This window comes from Vibrio sp. TRT 1302, assembly GCF_050113875.1.
In the GTDB taxonomy this organism is placed as follows: domain Bacteria; phylum Pseudomonadota; class Gammaproteobacteria; order Enterobacterales; family Vibrionaceae; genus Vibrio.
Genome location: NZ_JBNJOF010000022.1, coordinates 39,160 through 56,974, shown reverse-complemented (window position 1 = coordinate 56,974; position 17,815 = coordinate 39,160). Strand labels below are relative to the sequence as shown.

Genomic DNA, 17,815 nt, shown 5'->3' with positions numbered 1-17,815 from the left:
TTGAAAGCACCGGTCTTGAAAACCGGCATACGTTAATAGCGTATCTAGGGTTCAAATCCCTATCTCTCCGCCACATTGAGAAGCCCGCTGCATACGCAGCGGGCTTTTTCGTTTTACCCCGCAATACCATCATTTCTCACTTATCAGTAATACTGCTGATAGATACTTTCCGTTTCTCCATCCAGAGCCATTTGCTCAAGTACTTGCTTCATTTGGTAGGCTTTAGAGTCCGAATCAAGTTGAGTCGGAAAATTGTATGGCCCCTTGGGTTTATCGTTCCGGTATGAAGGGTTTTCTACTTCTTTAAAGTGTGGTGAGTGACGAGAAAAACCAAGATAGATCGGATTGACGTCTCCACAGCAATTGGGGTGGACTTTAATGTCGTTGCTGCTGTTGGTTTTTAGGTAATGTCTTATCGAAGCGCCATTGTAAATGTAGAAGTCTCCGCGGTTTTTTCTAAGCAGACCGACCGCTTTGTCTATTGTCATTTCAGGAACAGCGTATATTTTTACCGACTCGAGATCTCGGACAAAATCTGGCGAACCTAATGCTTGAAGTATGGTATAGCCCTCAAGCTGCTCTAGCGCGGTTATTAGAGGAAAGTCTGATCGAGAGATGCCAATTTCACCACCAGGGAAACCATTCGCAATAAAAAACGTAAATTCTGCTCGCTGATCGTTAAAGTTGAAGCCTGGGTAGAAGTCTATTTCTCCATCTTGAAGCTGCTTGAGGATTCGCTTTTTAGGGCCTCGAACAATATCCAGTTCGCAGCCAATCTTGTTCGCTACGACCTGATAGAAGTGTTGGTACAAGCCACTATTATCAGGGGACTTGGCTATGAGAGGAGGGCGCTCATTGGTTCGATAGCCCATGGTAAGCGTGCAAGCGTGGCTACTGAAAGCCAAAAGACTTGCGGCTGCTCCTAGGGCGATATAGAAAGCTTTATTCGTCATGATTTACTCCGGTTAAGGAGAAGATACTAGTCAGTTTAGACGATCTACTTCTATTAGAGTGGACGAATCACTATTTCTTTGTGACCAAGTTGGTTGGCCACTCGGCATAAGGGACTGGTCGGCTGTAGAGGAAACCTTGACCAAGTGAGCAACCTAGTTTGGTAATGAGGCGCTCTTGCTCATATGTTTCAATGCCTTCGGCTACTATGCTGACTCTCATTCCTCGAGTCATGTTAACGATCGCCGCCACAATCGACGTATCTAGATTTTGAGGATCTAGACCACGAACAAAAGCTCGGTCTATCTTGAGGCAGTCAAACGGTAGCTTATGCAAATAAGCAAGGGAGCTGTATCCCGTTCCGAAGTCATCGATCGCAATTTTCACCCCTAGATCTCGGATAGCCTGCAAGTTTTGTATTGTTACTGGATCGTTGTCTACGATGCGTGATTCAGTAATCTCTAAGGTAAGGTTACTGGCATTGAGGTTTGACTGTGCCAGTATTCTTTGTAGGACTTGGATAAAAGTCGGTTGAGAAAGCTGATTAACTGAGAGGTTAACATGCATATTGAATGACTCGTCCCACTTGCCTTCTTTGAGACCCTGAACAGTATCATTGCACGCTTGAGTTAGAATATGCTCTCCTATTGCACCAATTAACCCGCTTTCTTCCGCTAATGGAATAAAATCCATAGGTGGTAGTAAGCCTTGCGTAGGGGAGAACCATCTTGCTAGGGCTTCTGCACCCACGACTTTGCCACTGTTCAAATCAATGAGTGGTTGATAGAAAGGCAAAAACTCTTTGTGCTCAATGGCATCTTTTATCTTCGCTAGCATCATGGTTCTATTTCGAGAGATATCCGCCATTTCAGGGCGGTAGTAGCTGATGCTTGTCGCGTCATGTTTTGCATTACTCAGCGCGATGCTACCGTTTCTTAGCCACACAGTCATGTTGGCATCCGGCCCGTCTTCAACAACGCCGACTGAGACACTGATGACAACACTCTCTTGTTCAATCAGAAATGGCGATGCGAACATTTCAATGATTTGATCTGCAAGGATTTTAGAATTAGCGCAGGTTTGTCGATCGGGAATGTAGATGGCGAACTCATCCCCTCCTATTCTGGCTAGATAGTGTTGATTGGTGAAAAGGGATTTGAGCCGGCGAGATATAACACTGAGAATCTGATCGCCTAGACTATGACCTAAACTGTCGTTGATATCTCTGAATTTATTGATTCCTACCAGCAACAAAATGCCGTCCAACTTACCGAGAGAATCACACGTATCAATCAAGCCTTCGCGACTATAGAGGTTAGTTAACGAGTCATAGAGCAATTGAGTTCGTAATGCTCTGAATGAGGCTTTTAAGTTGTTGGCCATTTCGTTAAATGCGAACACCAGCATAGAGGTTTCATAGATATTGCCAGGCTGTGGCATATGGCTATCCCAGTCACCCTTCGCAAGACGTTTGGCTGCCGCTGCTGTTGAGGTGATGGGTGTCATTATCTGGTTAAAGGCGAGCAAACCAACAACGATACCGATAAAGCTCGCTATTAATCCAATCACCCAACTATTTCTCTGACTTTCTGGCAGTTTACCGAGCAGATGTGACTCGGAAATAGCGACACCGATATACCATTTCAAACCATGCTCATCGATGTAAGGGGTGAAATGGTTGAAATAGCGATCTCCACTGATATCGAGTGTAAAACGTTGAGTCTGGTTCAGTTGGTATAACTCTTGTGATGCCGAATATTCGGCATTGGCTTTGATTATTGGGTCGGTACTTTCTGTTGCGAATAGTCGCTCCCCTTTTGGCGTTAAAGATGTACCCCAAGAGACGACATTACCATTCGTTGAGTGAGCTACGAGACGCTTCTTGTCATCGACAATATAGATGAGTGCGTTGGTGTGCTTTTGCTGTTCTTTTAGGAAGGTATTAAATGTGTCGATTTTGACATCAGTTACTACCACCCCTTGGAATTGATCGCCATAAAATACGGGGGTTAAAGCGGATAAGGTGATCTCTTGTCTTTCATCTGCATTGGCATAGATGGATGACCACATGGGCAGACGCGTTTTGGCTACGGGGGCATACCATGGTCGGACTCTAGGATCATAGTTATCGATCACCGAGCGAACGTTGTCGTTAACGACTTCTCCACGATAAATGACCAACTTATATTGGGTACGATTATCCTGAACCATTAAGGTGTAGCTTTTATCAGGCTCTTTGCGGAAACCTACGTACTCAGCACTTTCTCCGCCGAAACCGATAACATCGAGTTGAGGGAAGGTATTATAGAGATCGCGAAAGGAGGTCAGGAAATATTGCTCAATATCAGATGTGTCTCCTGAACGATAAAGTTCATTGAACCCAATGGAGTGGCTGAGAGCAAGACTTGCCTGAAAGGGTTCATTGAGAAAACTATTAAGCTCAAGTCTGACATTCTCAGTTAGAGCTGACAGTTGTTTACTGCTGATATCGACGACCATCTCTTCATAGCTGTTCTTCTGTACTGCTATGATCACTCCGATTGTAAAGATAAATATCAATACAAACGGCAGTACAACAGCTGTTCTGAGGGTGATCTTTGTAGTCGCTTTCATCCGACCCCTTATGCACTAATCGTTATACTAAGGCGAGTGACAGTGGGTAAAACGGTGATTACCATACAAATAATAGACTGCTATCTACAATCTATCCGTAGTAACCTCCATTATCCGAGTCGGTTGTTAAGCGACTTCATGTCAGTAAAGCTCTTTGAGCTTTCGGGTCAGGGTGTTACGTCCCCAGCCTAAAACTTTCGCTGCGTCTTGTTTATGACCGTTAGTATGTTCTAACGCTGCTTCCAAAAGTATACGCTCAAATTCAGGAAGTGCGTAAGAAAGTAGCTCGGTATCTCCTTGAGAAAGAGAGTTTCTTGCCCAGTTTGCTAACTGTTGCTGCCATGAACCTGCTGAGCTGACATTGTTGTGCTTCTTGTCCTCAAGCAGTTCTGTGGGGAGATCTCCAGGTAGGATTTCTGAGCCACTCGCCATAACAGTCAACCAGCGACAGATGTTTTCTAACTGACGAACGTTACCTGGCCAATCCAAACGATTAAGCGTTTCTACCGTGCTGGGATGCAGTGTTTTGACATCAACACTGAGTTCTTCCGCCGCTAATGCTAAGAAGTGTAAAGTGAGTTTTTCTATATCCTGTTTGCGCTCTCTCAGGGCTGGGATATGAATTCGAATGACGTTGAGGCGATGAAACAAGTCTTCGCGGAAGTTGCCTTTTGAAACGAGCTTCTCAAGGTTCTGGTGTGTTGCTGCGACGATACGAACATCCACTTTGATTGGAGAGTGTCCACCAACACGATAGAACTGACCATCCGCTAATACTCGTAGTAGTCGTGTTTGAATATCGAGCGGCATGTCACCGATCTCATCCAAAAATAAGGTTCCGCCATTGGCTTGTTCAAAGCGTCCTTGGCGAACGCTGTTGGCTCCGGTAAAGGCGCCTTTTTCATGGCCAAACAGCTCTGACTCAATCAAGTCTTTTGGTATCGCCGCCATATTAAGAGCAATAAAGGGTTTGCTGGCTCGAGGGCTATGACGATGAAGCGCATGAGCGACCAGCTCTTTACCTGTACCAGATTCACCGTTGATGAGTACGGAGATCGAAGAACGAGACAGTCGACCGATTGCACGGAATACTTCCTGCATTGCTGGTGCTTCGCCAATGATCTCAGGTGGCGTGTAACCTTCGCCAGCCAGTGATGCTTGCTCTTGTCTCTGCTCATGGCTATGTGTGATAGCTCGCTCAACTAGAGTTAGGGTTTCATCAACATCGAAAGGCTTAGGGAGATATTCAAATGCCCCTTTTTGGTAGGCATTGACCGCTGCATCAAGATCTGAGTGGGCAGTCATGATAATGACAGGAAGTTCAGGAGAACATTCATGTACTTGTTTAAGTAGCTCAATCCCATCAATGCCTGGCATACGAATATCTGAAACGAGTACGTCAGGCGTTTCTCGTTCAAGTGCCATTAAAACGCTTTCAGCATCTGCAAAGGTTTCACACTTTATGTTGGCTGATGAGAGAGTCTTCTCCATCACCCAACGGATAGAGCTGTCATCATCAACAACCCAAACGTATCCTTTACTCATATTGATTTCCTTGCAGCAAGATTACTTTCCATTGTTTAAATGGGTAAATAAATCGTAAATGTGGTTCTTCCAGGCCAACTCTCAACGTCAATTTTGCCTTGGTGTTGGTCTATTAAATTTTGTGCTATCGACAGGCCTAACCCTGTCCCACCTTCTCTTCCACTCACCATTGGGTAGAAAAGAGTGTCTTGTAGGTCGGCGGGAATGCCTGGACCGTTGTCTGTAATTTCGATTCGTGCCGCTAGCTTGCAGCGTTGACCGTGAATATTGGCCTGATGCACTGTTCTGGTGCGAATAATAATTTCGCCGTTTTGTTGCCCATTCAAAATCTGTCCAGCATTACTAACAATATTCAGCAGTGCCTGCTCAATCTGATCTGCATCCATAAGAATTTCCGGCAGGCTGGGGTCGTAGTCGCGTTCGATAGTGACACTCTGGTTGGCTTCGAGATCAACCAGCTGACGGACTTTTTCAAGGATAAGGTGGAGGTTTTCTGGGCGCTTTTTCCCTGGTCTTTGTGGGCCCAGTAGTCGATCCACTAAGGCGCGTAAACGATCGGCCTGTTCGATAATGATTTGGGTATATTCAGCTAGGCTAGGATCTGGGAGAGTGCGTTCTAGTAGCTGAGCCGCACCACGTAAGCCACCGAGAGGATTTTTAATCTCATGTGCTAACCCTCTAACTAATAGCTTAGCGGCTTGTTGCTGAGCATGTTGATTTAGCTCTTGGGACAAGCGACGTTGCTGGCCTATTTTCCTCATTTCAACCAGCAGCATTAATTTTTTATTCCAAGAAATTGGGCTCACCGTCACTTCAAGCATCAATGGTTTGCCATCGACAACAAAGGTGACATCGCTGTCAGTAATGCTTTGTCCACTTTGTAGTGGTTGTGACAGCAGGGCAAGATCCAGTGAGGCATGCTGGATTAAATGTGATAGTGGATGATTGACTATTCGCTTAGCACTTTGAGAAAACAGTTGTTCAGCCGCTGGATTGGCGTACTTCACCTGAAGTGACTCATTCATAATTAGAATCGCTGTCACTTGGTGGTTTAAAATAATGTTATTGAGTTCGCTGTCCACTGCTCTCTCCCTCATCCTTGAACTTGAATAGTGCAACGCACCAATTTGGTGCGAAAGAAAATTCAAGTATGGCGCATTCACTGTAAGAACTGAAGCTAAAACCTATTGCATACGGGCACTTTAGTGTCGATTCTGTTCAGTTATTCATCATGCCTACAGCTAGTGCACGGTATCTAGAGTTGTTAATGCAATAAGCTTGCCGTCTATAAGGTGTTGAATTACAAAAGAGTTGAAGGTGTAAGTGATGTCTGATTCTCGACATCGGAAAATAAAAAGGCTCGCCGAAAAGGCGAGCCTTAATAATGTCATTGCAACGGTGTGTTGCGCACTAATGTCGATTATACAGAGTAGTACAGTTCGAACTCTAGTGGGTGAACAGCTGTGTTCACGCGTTCAACATCAGCAGTTTTTAGTGCAATGTATGAGTCGATAAAGTCATCAGAGAATACACCACCCGCTGTCAAGAACTCACGGTCTTCATCAAGACACTCAAGTGCTTGTTTTAGTGACTCTGCAACCTTTGGAATCTCTGCAGCTTCTTCAGCTGGTAGATCGTAAAGGTCTTTATCCATTGCTTCACCTGGGTGAATCTTGTTCTTAATACCATCAAGACCAGCCATCAGCATTGCCGCAAATGCTAGGTATGGGTTTGCTGCTGGATCTGGGAAGCGAACTTCGATACGACGTGCTTTCGGGCTTGGTACCACAGGGATACGGATAGACGCAGAACGGTTACGAGCAGAGTAAGCTAGCATAACTGGAGCTTCGTAGTGAGGAACCAAACGCTTGTACGAGTTAGTCGATGGGTTTGTTAGAGCATTTAGCGCGCGAGCGTGCTTGATGATACCACCGATGTAGTAGATAGCCATTTCAGATAGGCCGCCGTACTTGTCGCCAGCGAATAGGTTAACGCCATCTTTCGCTAGAGATTGGTGAACGTGCATACCAGAACCGTTATCACCTACAAGTGGCTTAGGCATGAATGTCGCTGTTTTGCCGAATGCGTGTGCAACGTTGTGTACAACGTACTTGTAGATTTGGATTTCGTCCGCTTTCGTTGTTAGCGTGTTAAAGCGAGTAGCGATTTCGTTCTGACCAGCCGTTGCAACTTCGTGGTGGTGAGCTTCAACAACTAGGCCCATCTCTTCCATGATTAGACACATTGCTGAACGGATGTCTTGTGAAGAGTCAACAGGAGCAACTGGGAAGTAACCACCTTTAACGCCTGGACGGTGACCTTTGTTACCACCTTCGATGTCTGAACCTGTATTCCAAGCTGCTTCAACATCGTCGATTTTGAAGAAAGAGCCAGACATATCTGTTGAGAATTTTACATCATCAAATAGGAAGAACTCAGGCTCTGGACCAACGAGTACAGTATCAGCGATACCAGTAGAACGCATGTAGTCTTCTGCGCGTTTAGCGATAGAACGTGGGTCACGGTCGTAGCCCTGCATTGTAGCTGGTTCTAGAATGTCACAACGTAGGTTAAGCGTTGCATCTTCAGTGAATGGGTCAAGAACAGCAGATGATGCGTCAGGCATCATTACCATGTCTGATTCGTTGATGCCTTTCCAGCCAGCAACAGAAGAACCATCGAACATCTTACCTTCTTCGAAGAAGTCTGCGTCGATTTGGTGAGCAGGGATTGAAATATGTTGCTCTTTACCCTTTGTATCTGTAAAGCGTAGGTCAACAAACTTAACTTCGTTTTCTTGGATCAGCGATAGAACGTTTTCTACTGACATCTTGGATAACCTCCAGTGTTATTAAAGCGGTTTAGCTCGATTCGTTTTGAAATCCAGCATTGATTAATTTCTTTTCAATCGTATTAATCGATGCCGATTTTATTAAAGCCAAAACCGTGCCAAAAAAATTATTCCATTAATTTCAACATTTTAGCTTATTGGTGTTTAACTTGGTGCAATAATTTGCACCAAAATGATCTTTCGTTGCACTATTTTGGTGCTCTCTGGGTTTGTTGCACCAATAACAAACAAAATCGTGTTCCATTCAGCCGAGTTTTCCCTTCGATGTCAATCAGGATTTGGTCTTACGTTTGGTGATTTCGTGGTGGCTAGAAAAATATCTGTTGAAATGCAGCGAATCAGATCACATATTTCTGGGTTTTTCGCTAGAATCTGGTACATTATGGCCGTTTTTTTAATCAAGTAAGTGCGCTATTCAAAACTGAGTTTTTGTTAGCGGGCTTCTTCTATCGAGCGAATCAAATCCATGGCTACTCCACAGATTGATAAATTAAGAAATATCGCGATCATCGCGCACGTTGACCACGGTAAAACAACACTGGTTGATAAACTACTACAGCAATCAGGTACTTTAGAGTCTCGCGGTGAAGCTGAAGAGCGAGTCATGGACTCGAACGACATCGAAAAAGAGCGTGGTATTACCATTCTTGCTAAGAACACAGCGATTAACTGGAATGACTACCGTATCAACATCGTAGACACTCCGGGACACGCGGACTTCGGTGGTGAAGTAGAACGTATTATGTCGATGGTAGACTCAGTGCTACTTATCGTTGACGCAGTTGACGGCCCAATGCCTCAAACGCGTTTCGTAACACAAAAAGCATTTGCTCACGGTCTTAAGCCTATCGTTGTTATCAACAAGATTGACCGTCCTGGCGCTCGTCCTGATTGGGTTATGGACCAAGTGTTCGACCTATTCGACAACCTAGGTGCTACTGATGACCAGCTAGACTTTAAAGTGGTTTACGCATCAGCACTTAACGGTTGGGCAGCTCTAGAAGAGGGTGAAACTGGCGAGAACATGGAACCACTATTCCAAACTATCGTTGAAGAAGTAGCGGCACCAGAAGTTGACCTTGAAGGTCCACTACAGATGCAAGTTTCTCAGCTAGACTACAGCTCTTACGTTGGTGTTATCGGTGTTGCACGTGTAACACGTGGTAGCGTTAAACCTAACCAACAAGTAACGGTTATTGGTGCAGACGGTAAAACTCGTAACGGTAAAGTCGGTACGGTAATGGGCTACCTAGGCCTTGAGCGTCACGAAATTGAGCAAGCTCATGCGGGCGATATCATCGCAATCACAGGTCTTGGCGAGCTGAAAATCTCTGACACTATCTGTGCTCAAAACCAAGTTGAAGCACTACCAGCACTGTCTGTTGATGAACCAACAGTAACAATGACGTTCCAAGTAAACACGTCTCCGTTTGCAGGTAAAGAAGGTAAGTTCGTTACTTCACGTAACATTCTTGAGCGCCTAGAAAAAGAACTTGTACACAACGTTGCACTACGTGTTGAACAAACAGACGATCCAGACAAATTCCGTGTATCAGGTCGTGGTGAGCTTCACCTATCTATCCTGATCGAAAACATGCGTCGTGAAGGTTTCGAGCTAGCAGTATCTCGTCCAGAAGTAATCATTAAAGAAGAAAATGGTCAGCTAATGGAACCGTTTGAAACGGTAACTATCGACGTGATGGAAGAGCATCAGGGCGGTATCATGGAAAACATCGGCCTACGTAAAGGTGAGCTGAAAGACATGTCTCCTGATGGTAAAGGTCGCATCCGTATGGATTTCGTTATGCCATCTCGTGGTCTAATTGGTTTCCAAACAGAATTTATGACTCTAACTTCAGGTTCTGGTCTTCTTTACCATACGTTTGATCACTACGGCCCACACAAAGGCGGTAACATCGGTCAACGTATCAACGGTGTGTTGATTGCTAACGCAGCGGGTAAAGCGCTAACTAACGCACTATTTAACCTTCAAGAACGTGGTCGCCTATTCATTGGTCACGGTGTAGAAGTTTACGAAGGCATGGTTATCGGTATTCACAGCCGTGATAACGATCTGACTGTAAACGCACTTAAAGGTAAGCAGCTAACTAACGTTCGTGCATCTGGTACTGATGATGCACAGGTTCTTACGCCGCCAATCATCATGACACTAGAGCAAGCTCTAGAATTTATCGATGACGACGAGCTAGTAGAAGTTACTCCTGAAAGCATCCGTGTACGTAAGAAATTCCTAACGGAAAGCGATCGTAAGCGTGCTTCTCGTGCAGCTAAGTAATCTGTAACGGATTAGATTGAATAAGCCCTGAGCGATGCTCGGGGCTTTTTTTATCTGGAATATTGTCGCCATGACCCCAATTATTATTACAGGTGGCCCAGGAGCGGGCAAAACGACGTTATTGAACATGCTGGGAGCGAGAGGTTACACCACTTTCGCTGAGGGCTCACGCACGTTAATTGAGCAGCAGAGTCTGCTGGATAATGGTGTCTTGCCTTGGACAAATTTGCCAGCATTTGCTCAGTTATGTTTCGATTTGATGGCTAAGCAGAAAAGTGATGCAGAAAATTACGAGATTGCCTTCCTTGATCGAGCCATAGTGGACATTATTGGTTATTTGAAATTGGCGAGGTGTGAAGTGCCACCAATGTTCATCACGCAAAGTGCGGGTTATTACCCCAAGGTGTTTTTTTGTCGCCCAGAGTCATCTATCTATGTTCAGGACGACGTGCGCCCACATAGCTTTGAGGAAGCCTTAGAGATACATCAGATATTGGTTGAGACATACACTGAGCTTGGTTATCAAGTGGTGGAAGTGCCTTGGGCAACTATATCTGAGAGGGTTAAGTTTGTGGTCAACGAGTTAGCGCTAGAGTGTGGATCAGTCAACTAAACCTCCTCGAGTGGAGGAGGTTTTATCCGTTATTTTTGGCTTAGTTTCTGTAGGAACTTATCTGATTCAGCAATGGCTGCGTTCATTTGTTTAATTGCGTATTGAATATCTTGCTCTAAGCTTGTGAACTCACCTTGCAGTGCGCCGATTGCACTGGCGTTGAGGTTATGTTTTAAGTAGAGAGTGTTGTCACGCAGTGTATTGAGCACTGGTGTCATCTTATCTTCAGCACGTTTCATCGCCGACAGCATTGTGTTGTATGAGCGTTGAGTCTCTTTTAATTTTTGCTCACTGGCGCGACGGAGCTTGCTGCTAGTGTAGAGTTCGAGCTCGCTTTGCCACTCTGCAAATAAGGCATCAGAAACATCTTCAATTGCCGCAATTCGATCACTCACTTCTTGTGCCGCTTTCTCGCTATCTTGATACTTGTCATTGATCTGGTTGTACACCGTTTCCAGTTCACCACCATCAAAGTTTGTTAAAGCTGAGAGAGCTTCCAAAGCACTGGTAAATTCTTGTTGGGCATCTTGCTGTGATTCTTTTGCATCTTCGACACGATCCACCATGATGTCGCGTTTGTGGTAGCCTACTTGTTCCATTGCGGAGTAATAGGCTGATTGACATCCTGTTAAGGTAAAAATCGACAATACAATCGCCAGTAAGTACGGCATGATGGGTTCCTTTCCTTTAGAATTAGAACGTTAGGATGACTGAGTTAGTTGGGAGATACAAGTTGAAAATCGAGCCATTGATTAAGCAAGCGGTGTTGTTTGTACGCTATCTGCTGACCCGTATGGGGCATGATAGAGTCAATGTGAATGCGGGATATCTTGCTTACATTACCTTGTTATCTATCGTACCAATGTTGACCGTATTGCTTTCTGTGCTTTCGTCTTTTGCGATATTTGAAAATGCTGGTGACGCGATTCAAGACTTTGTTATTACCCACTTTGTGCCTGCGGCTGGAGATGCCGTTAAGGGGGCATTGCTGGAGTTTGTCGCCAATACGGGCAAGATGAGCGCAGTGGGTGGTGCTTTTCTTTTTGTTGCCGCGTTGATGCTGATTTCAAATATCGATAAGAACCTTAACTACATTTGGCGAGTTAAACAAAAGCGCCGCGCTGTATTTTCCTTTTCGATGTATTGGATGGTTTTGACTCTTGGTCCAATTCTGGTTGGTGCCAGTATAGCCGCGACTTCTTACGTTACATCTTTGAAAATTATCGAAAGTGAAGCCATCTCAGGGATTTATGATCTACTGCTGCGCTGGTTGCCGTTTCTGTTGTCTTTCTTTGCGTTTGTTGGTTTGTACCTTTTGGTACCGAATAAAAAAGTTCGCATTTCCCATGCTATGGTGGGGGCAATTGTCGCGGCATTGTTGTTTGAAGCAAGTAAAAAAGGCTTCGCGGCATATATCACTCAGTTTCCATCGTACCAGCTGATCTATGGTGCATTAGCGGCTATTCCTATTCTGTTTGTTTGGGTGTATCTGTGTTGGCTTATTGTACTAGTTGGTGCCGAAGTTACCGCCGCTCTGGGAGAAAGAGAGCAGTGGAGCGAGTCCAAAGAAGTGGTACACTCAACAAAAATTCAAGTTAAAACGTCAGAAGGAAAGCACAGTGATAGCCCTGATCCAAAGAGTGAGTGAAGCAGCCGTACGCGTAGATGGTGAAGTGGTTGGAGAGATAGACAAAGGTCTACTTGTGCTACTAGGGGTAGAAAAAGACGATGATGAAGCAAAGGCGAAGCGCCTAATGGAGCGCGTGACGACTTATCGTGTTTTTGGTGATGAAGAAGACAAAATGAACCTCAATGTCCAACAAGTTGAAGGTAAAGTGTTGGTGGTCTCTCAGTTCACTCTTCCTGCTGACACAAAAAAAGGCACTCGAGCGGGATTTTCTAGAGGTGCTCATCCTGCGGAAGCTGAGCGCTTATATGAGTACTTTGCCGATCGATGTGCAGAGGTTCTTCCTACAGAACGCGGACGTTTTGCTGCTGATATGAAGGTGTCTTTGGTCAATGACGGCCCAGTCACCTTCTGGTTACAAGTATAATTATAAGAAATAGTGGGGAGACACTATCTGTCTCCATAAAAAAGGATTTTTATGTTTAAGCTGATCACGCCAAAAACAGAGAACCAACTCAATAAGTATTATCACTTTCGTTGGCAGATGCTAAGGGAGCCTTGGCGTATGCCGATTGGCTCAGAGCGTGATGAATACGATCCCATGAGCCATCACCGCATGATAGTTGATGGACGCGGTTTACCTATGGCGATTGGTCGTCTCTACATAACCCCAGATAGCGAAGGTCAGATTCGCTATATGGCGGTAAAAGGTAATCGGCGCAGTAAAGGGATGGGTTCATTAGTCCTCGTTGCTCTGGAGTCGTTAGCGCGTCAGGAAGGTGCCAAACGACTGGTTTGTAATGCCCGAGAAGATGCCATTTCGTTTTATGAGAAGAATGGATTTGAACGACGTGGTGAGCTGACCGATGAGCGTGGACCTGTTCGTCACCAACAAATGGTGAAACAACTCGATCCAATGGCTAACGTATTGCGTAAGCCTGAATGGTGTACAGAGTTGCAAGAGCGCTGGGAGAATCAGATTCCCATTAGTGACAAAATGGGTATCAAAATCAACCAATACACGGGCTATCAGTTTGAGTGTAGTGCGCAGCTAAACCCGAACTTAAACCCTCACAATACGATGTTTGCTGGGTCGGCATTTACTCTCGCCACCTTAACTGGCTGGGGTCTAACGTGGTTGCTAATGAAAGAGCGTAACCTCACCGGTGATATTGTGTTGGCTGACAGCCAAATTCGTTATCGTCATCCAGTCACGCAGAACCCCGTTGCATCTACGTCCCTTGATGGCATTAGTGGTGACTTAGACCGACTGGCTTCTGGGCGCAAAGCACGTATTGTGATTCACGTGACCATCTACAGTGGAGACAAAGCTGCGGTGGATTTTGTGGGTACCTACATGCTGCTACCGAACTACAAAGCTGTACTGGGCTCTGCTTCCAAATCAAAGTCATGACTATCGACGGCCTTCGGAAGCGGAGGCTCCTTATCACTACAGGTTTGTTTAATCACATTCGCTTTACCTAGAACATCAGACCAAAGCTCTTGGCATTTCTGTTCAGCTTTCAGTAACAAGGTCGCAAATTCAAGTTTGGTGAGATCGACTTCACCCGCTATTTGAGCGTTGTCATTTCCTCCCGCAATCACCATGCGTCCTCTGTCAGCGTGAAGCGTGATCTCGCTGAGATCTAATGTTTGCTGGTAGTTTTTTTCACCATCAAGGCTGACCGCATCTAGCTGAGTTTGATGTAGTTGAGTGAGAATATGCCCCGATAGGCTATGAGATAGCATCGAGTAGTCACCAGATAACCCTTTAAGCTCGACTTCTGCTTCTGCCAATCCTGATAGCGAGAATGGCATTCGTTGCTGCAGAAGATAGTGGTCTAATGGAAGTCCATCGGCATGAACCGAGAGTGACCAAGGAGCGCTAACAGAGCCTCTGTCCCAAATCCCTGACGCTTCGATATAGCCTTGCTCTAAAGGAATAAACGCACGCTCAAGGGTGACTCGATTGTTCTCTGCGTGCGCTTTCACGTGTGCCTGAGTGGCGATCAGTTTGTCGATGCTTGCCGCGTTAGCGCTGATTTCTAAGTCTCCTGACAACAGTCCTGCTTTGTTTTCGTCGATGAATGATAGTTGCGAACCGGTGACGTTTAGCCCCGAAACTTGCCAATATGGGCGTTTTTCTACCTGAATAAATTGGCTGTTCTCAACGTTAAGTGTTTCGATGGTTAACTTACGGAGGTTGCTCACCATTTCGGTAAAGGCGGGGATGGCTTGTTCGGTTTGCTCCAGCCACTTTACACCGACGATCTTGAGTTGCTTCAAAGCTACTTGTTTAGGGCTGACCGTCCCCTGTAACTGAACTCGCCCTTGTCTAAAATCTGCGTCAAACTCTTCAATCGTGACTTGTTGTGGTGCCAATGCCAATCTTGCTCTAGGGGAGAAGAGTTGTACTTGTTGATTACTGATACTTTCGGCATCAAAAGAGACATATCCACTTTGATGCTGCCACAGTGAATCATCGAGTGAGAGGTTTTCTAGCGATGCATCAAGCTGTTCGAAGCGCCAGTGTCCATAGTTAAATGAACTACTGAGTATATCGAGGCTATTAATGTGATTGATCGGCAAGCTAAGGTTATTTAAGGTCGTGACCAGTTGCTCAACTTGCTCGCTTTCTGGCAAAGAGAGTTTGTCGATGGTGACATTAACTAACGACCAACCTTGGGAATACTGCTCTGCTTGCCCAGAAAAAACAGCGCCCCGCCAGTTAAATGAACCACCAAAAATCGTACTATTTTCTTCCTGATAACGCATATCGATCAGCAGGTTATTCAGCGCCTCGCCTTGCATGTAGAGCTGTTCAGCCGAAAGTTGGATATCACCGTAAGGTAAGGATTGGTTGCTTGTAACCCAACGAGGTTGCTCTATTTGCAGATTGACGCTCCGAGCTGACCATTTTGGTGCACTAATGTCGACATGTTTCAATGCGAGCTGGTGGACGTATACACTGCCAATGAGTTCTGCATGCATTGCCTCAAGATTAATTGTGGCACCTTCTATAAGGATCGAGTCGAAGGAAAGTTTATTCTGTTGCCACGGTATTTGGCTAAGCCAAAGGGTCACTGCTGGCAGCATGATGACACGTTCAGAAGATTGAATTTCAACATCACTGAGTTTGAGTTGAAAGGGGGCCGTATATTGCACGCCAGAAGTGGTTATTGAGTAGGGAGTAAGCTTGCTGATTAGCAGGTTGACCGCTTTGGGAGCGTATTGTGATTGCATCACGATATAAAGCGTCAAAATCGACAGAGTGGCAATACTGACAAGCAGGATACTCAGCAGCAACAGTGCTTTTTTCACGATGAATCACTTCCCTTAATGATTAGTGATACTAGCTTGGAACAAATTTTGGTTTCAGGCAACAAAAAGCCCCTCAAATGAGGGGCTTAGATAGACAAATAGTAAATAGGTCACTAATCGAGCTGAGGACCAGCAGCGACAAGAGCCTTACCTTCATCATTATCAGTGTACTTATCAAAGTTATTGATAAAGCGAGTCGCTAGATCTTTTGCTTTGCTTTCCCATTGCAGTGGATCTGTGTAGGTATCACGAGGATCTAGGATGCCAGGGTCAACATCGTGAAGTGCTGTTGGTACTTCAAGGTTGAAGATTGGGATGTGCTTCGTCTCAGCGTGTTCAATTGAACCGTCTAGAATCGCGTCAATGATGCCACGAGTATCCTGAATCGAAATACGTTTGCCAGTACCGTTCCAGCCAGTGTTCACTAGGTAAGCTTCAGCGCCTGCCGCTTCCATACGTTTCACTAGAACTTCTGCATATTTGGTTGGGTGTAGCGTTAGGAATGCTGCACCGAAACAAGCAGAGAATGTTGGTGTTGGTTCAGTGATACCACGCTCTGTACCTGCTAGCTTAGCGGTAAAGCCTGATAGGAAGTGGTACTTAGTCTGCTCTGGAGTCAGTTTTGATACCGGAGGAAGAACACCAAACGCATCCGCAGATAGGAAGATAACTTTGTTTGCGTGGCCGCCTTTTGAAATTGGCTTAACGATGTTTTCGATATGTTCAATTGGGTAAGAAACGCGAGTGTTTTCAGTTTTTGAACCGTCATCAAAGTCGATTGAGCCATCCGAGCGTACCGTTACGTTTTCTAGAAGAGCATCACGACGGATTGCATTGTAGATATCTGGTTCAGCTTCTTTCGATAGTTTGATGGTTTTCGCGTAACAACCGCCTTCAAAGTTGAAGACACCATCGTCATCCCAGCCGTGTTCGTCATCACCGATCAGTGCACGCTTCGGATCGGTGGATAGGGTTGTTTTACCTGTACCAGATAGACCAAAGAAGATCGCAACATCACCGTCTTTGCCCATGTTGGCACTACAGTGCATTGATGCAATGTCTTTTAGCGGAAGGAAGTAGTTCATCATCGCAAACATGCCTTTCTTCATTTCGCCGCCGTACCAAGTACCGCCGATAAGCTGCATGCGCTCTGTGAGGTTGAATACTGTGAAGTTTTCAGAATTGAGGCCGTGTTCTTGCCACTTCTGGTTGGTACATTTTGCACCGTTCATGACAACGAAGTCTGGCTCAAAAGTCGCGAGCTCTTCTTCGCTTGGACGAATGAACATGTTTTTCACAAAGTGCGCTTGCCACGCCACTTCTGTAATAACGCGAATACTTAAACGCGTGTCTGGGTTAGCACCACAGTAACCATCGATAACGAATACTCGTTTGCCAGAAAGCTGGCCAGTCACAAGCTCTTTTAAATCATTCCAAACAGCCTGGTCGATTGGTTTGTTATCATTTTTTACTGAATCTGAAGTCCACCACATATGTTCTTCAGTTGTCGCATCTTTGACGATGTATTTATCTTTTGGTGAGCGGCCGGTAAAAATACCAGTATCAACAGCGACTGCTCCTAATTCGGTGACTACGCCTTTTTCATAGCCTTCCAGATCAGCGCGAGTTTCTTCTTCGAACAACACTTCATAGCTAGGGTTACGAATAACCTCCTTTACGTTTTGAAGCCCGTGTTTGGTAAGATCAATTGTTGCAGCCTTTGTATGTTCCATAACGGTCATAGGTGCTCCTTATCGGAATATTTGTAGGGATTTTGTAATAATTTTTTAATTTTTATCTGCTCACCATGCTAGCAATGGGCCTCAGATAAAACAGGGATATAGCTCAAAAAATATCCTTAATTTTATTGGGGTTTTAAGCGACACATCACATATTGGTAGAGCTAGTTTATCGTGTGCGCAAAGCTTTGCGCTAGAGCAAAACTATTATTAATTGTCTAAAATTAACAGGTTAATTTATTACGGCGAAGGCTAGGTG

At 45.1% G+C, this 17,815-nt stretch carries 13 protein-coding genes; 5 read left to right on the top strand and 8 right to left on the bottom strand.

Annotation, left to right across the window (positions count from 1 at the left end; translation table 11 throughout):
• Positions 1–143: 143 nt before the first annotated feature.
• From ACQEXP_RS18460 to glnA, 5 genes are all read right to left on the bottom strand, one after another.
• On the bottom strand, positions 144–953 hold the full coding sequence (locus ACQEXP_RS18460; RefSeq protein ID WP_426971177.1) for a substrate-binding periplasmic protein: 810 nt from the start codon (positions 951–953) through the stop codon (positions 144–146).
• Between the two features lie 70 nt (positions 954–1,023).
• Positions 1,024–3,564 (bottom strand): EAL domain-containing protein, encoded by a 2,541-nt coding sequence (locus ACQEXP_RS18455; protein WP_426971176.1) that lies wholly within the window; start codon positions 3,562–3,564, stop codon positions 1,024–1,026.
• Between the two features lie 141 nt (positions 3,565–3,705).
• Positions 3,706–5,109: a nitrogen regulation protein NR(I) gene (gene glnG / locus ACQEXP_RS18450; RefSeq protein ID WP_269376947.1), complete on the bottom strand. Its 1,404-nt coding sequence runs from the start codon at positions 5,107–5,109 to the stop codon at positions 3,706–3,708.
• Positions 5,110–5,144: 35 nt separating this feature from the next.
• On the bottom strand, positions 5,145–6,206 hold the full coding sequence (gene glnL, locus ACQEXP_RS18445) for a nitrogen regulation protein NR(II) (RefSeq protein ID WP_426971175.1): 1,062 nt from the start codon (positions 6,204–6,206) through the stop codon (positions 5,145–5,147).
• Positions 6,207–6,529: 323 nt separating this feature from the next.
• Positions 6,530–7,939, bottom strand: coding sequence for a glutamate--ammonia ligase (gene glnA, locus ACQEXP_RS18440; RefSeq protein ID WP_269376949.1), 1,410 nt, complete (start codon positions 7,937–7,939; stop codon positions 6,530–6,532).
• Positions 7,940–8,426: 487 nt separating this feature from the next.
• Here glnA and typA point away from each other — a divergent pair, with 487 nt between their 5' ends.
• Both typA and ACQEXP_RS18430 read left to right on the top strand, forming a co-directional pair.
• Positions 8,427–10,256, top strand: a complete 1,830-nt coding sequence (typA, locus tag ACQEXP_RS18435) for a translational GTPase TypA (protein ID WP_426971174.1) — start codon at positions 8,427–8,429, stop codon at positions 10,254–10,256.
• Positions 10,257–10,326: 70 nt separating this feature from the next.
• Positions 10,327–10,869, top strand: a complete 543-nt coding sequence (locus ACQEXP_RS18430) for an AAA family ATPase (protein ID WP_426971173.1) — start codon at positions 10,327–10,329, stop codon at positions 10,867–10,869.
• A gap of 29 nt (positions 10,870–10,898) precedes the next feature.
• Here ACQEXP_RS18430 and ACQEXP_RS18425 read toward each other — a convergent pair whose 3' ends face one another.
• Positions 10,899–11,540 carry a DUF2959 domain-containing protein gene (locus tag ACQEXP_RS18425; protein ID WP_426971172.1) on the bottom strand — a complete coding sequence of 214 codons (642 nt, stop codon included), beginning with the start codon at positions 11,538–11,540 and terminating at the stop codon, positions 10,899–10,901.
• 62 nt (positions 11,541–11,602) lie between these two features.
• Here ACQEXP_RS18425 and ACQEXP_RS18420 point away from each other — a divergent pair, with 62 nt between their 5' ends.
• The 3 genes from ACQEXP_RS18420 to ACQEXP_RS18410 are packed head-to-tail and all read left to right on the top strand — an operon-like array spanning position 11,603 to position 13,910.
• On the top strand, positions 11,603–12,517 hold the full coding sequence (locus ACQEXP_RS18420) for a virulence factor BrkB family protein (RefSeq protein ID WP_426971178.1): 915 nt from the start codon (positions 11,603–11,605) through the stop codon (positions 12,515–12,517).
• Positions 12,489–12,923 (top strand): D-aminoacyl-tRNA deacylase, encoded by a 435-nt coding sequence (dtd, locus tag ACQEXP_RS18415; protein WP_426971171.1) that lies wholly within the window; start codon positions 12,489–12,491, stop codon positions 12,921–12,923. The genes ACQEXP_RS18420 and dtd overlap by 29 nt, the downstream gene beginning before the upstream one ends.
• Positions 12,924–12,974: 51 nt before the next feature.
• Positions 12,975–13,910 (top strand): bifunctional GNAT family N-acetyltransferase/hotdog fold thioesterase, encoded by a 936-nt coding sequence (locus ACQEXP_RS18410; protein WP_269376957.1) that lies wholly within the window; start codon positions 12,975–12,977, stop codon positions 13,908–13,910.
• Here the strand turns inward: ACQEXP_RS18410 and ACQEXP_RS18405 are convergent.
• Positions 13,868–15,817 (bottom strand): AsmA family protein, encoded by a 1,950-nt coding sequence (locus ACQEXP_RS18405; protein ID WP_426971170.1) that lies wholly within the window; start codon positions 15,815–15,817, stop codon positions 13,868–13,870. The two genes, ACQEXP_RS18410 and ACQEXP_RS18405, sit on opposite strands and share 43 nt — an antisense overlap.
• A gap of 113 nt (positions 15,818–15,930) precedes the next feature.
• Positions 15,931–17,559, bottom strand: a complete 1,629-nt coding sequence (gene pckA, locus ACQEXP_RS18400; protein WP_269376959.1) for a phosphoenolpyruvate carboxykinase (ATP) — start codon at positions 17,557–17,559, stop codon at positions 15,931–15,933.
• Positions 17,560–17,815 lie beyond the last annotated feature (256 nt).

Excerpts from the sequence above, each read along its gene's own strand:
- ACQEXP_RS18460 (WP_426971177.1), bottom strand. The coding sequence starts at position 953 with ATGACGAATAAAGCTTTCTATATCGCCCTAGGAGCAGCCGCAAGTCTT.
- ACQEXP_RS18455 (WP_426971176.1), bottom strand. The coding sequence starts at position 3,564 with ATGAAAGCGACTACAAAGATCACCCTCAGAACAGCTGTTGTACTGCCG.
- glnG (WP_269376947.1), bottom strand. The coding sequence starts at position 5,109 with ATGAGTAAAGGATACGTTTGGGTTGTTGATGATGACAGCTCTATCCGT.
- glnL (WP_426971175.1), bottom strand. The coding sequence starts at position 6,206 with ATGAGGGAGAGAGCAGTGGACAGCGAACTCAATAACATTATTTTAAAC.
- glnA (WP_269376949.1), bottom strand. The coding sequence starts at position 7,939 with ATGTCAGTAGAAAACGTTCTATCGCTGATCCAAGAAAACGAAGTTAAG.
- typA (WP_426971174.1), top strand. The coding sequence starts at position 8,427 with ATGGCTACTCCACAGATTGATAAATTAAGAAATATCGCGATCATCGCG.
- ACQEXP_RS18430 (WP_426971173.1), top strand. The coding sequence starts at position 10,327 with ATGACCCCAATTATTATTACAGGTGGCCCAGGAGCGGGCAAAACGACG.
- ACQEXP_RS18425 (WP_426971172.1), bottom strand. The coding sequence starts at position 11,540 with ATGCCGTACTTACTGGCGATTGTATTGTCGATTTTTACCTTAACAGGA.
- ACQEXP_RS18410 (WP_269376957.1), top strand. The coding sequence starts at position 12,975 with ATGTTTAAGCTGATCACGCCAAAAACAGAGAACCAACTCAATAAGTAT.
- pckA (WP_269376959.1), bottom strand. The coding sequence starts at position 17,559 with ATGACCGTTATGGAACATACAAAGGCTGCAACAATTGATCTTACCAAA.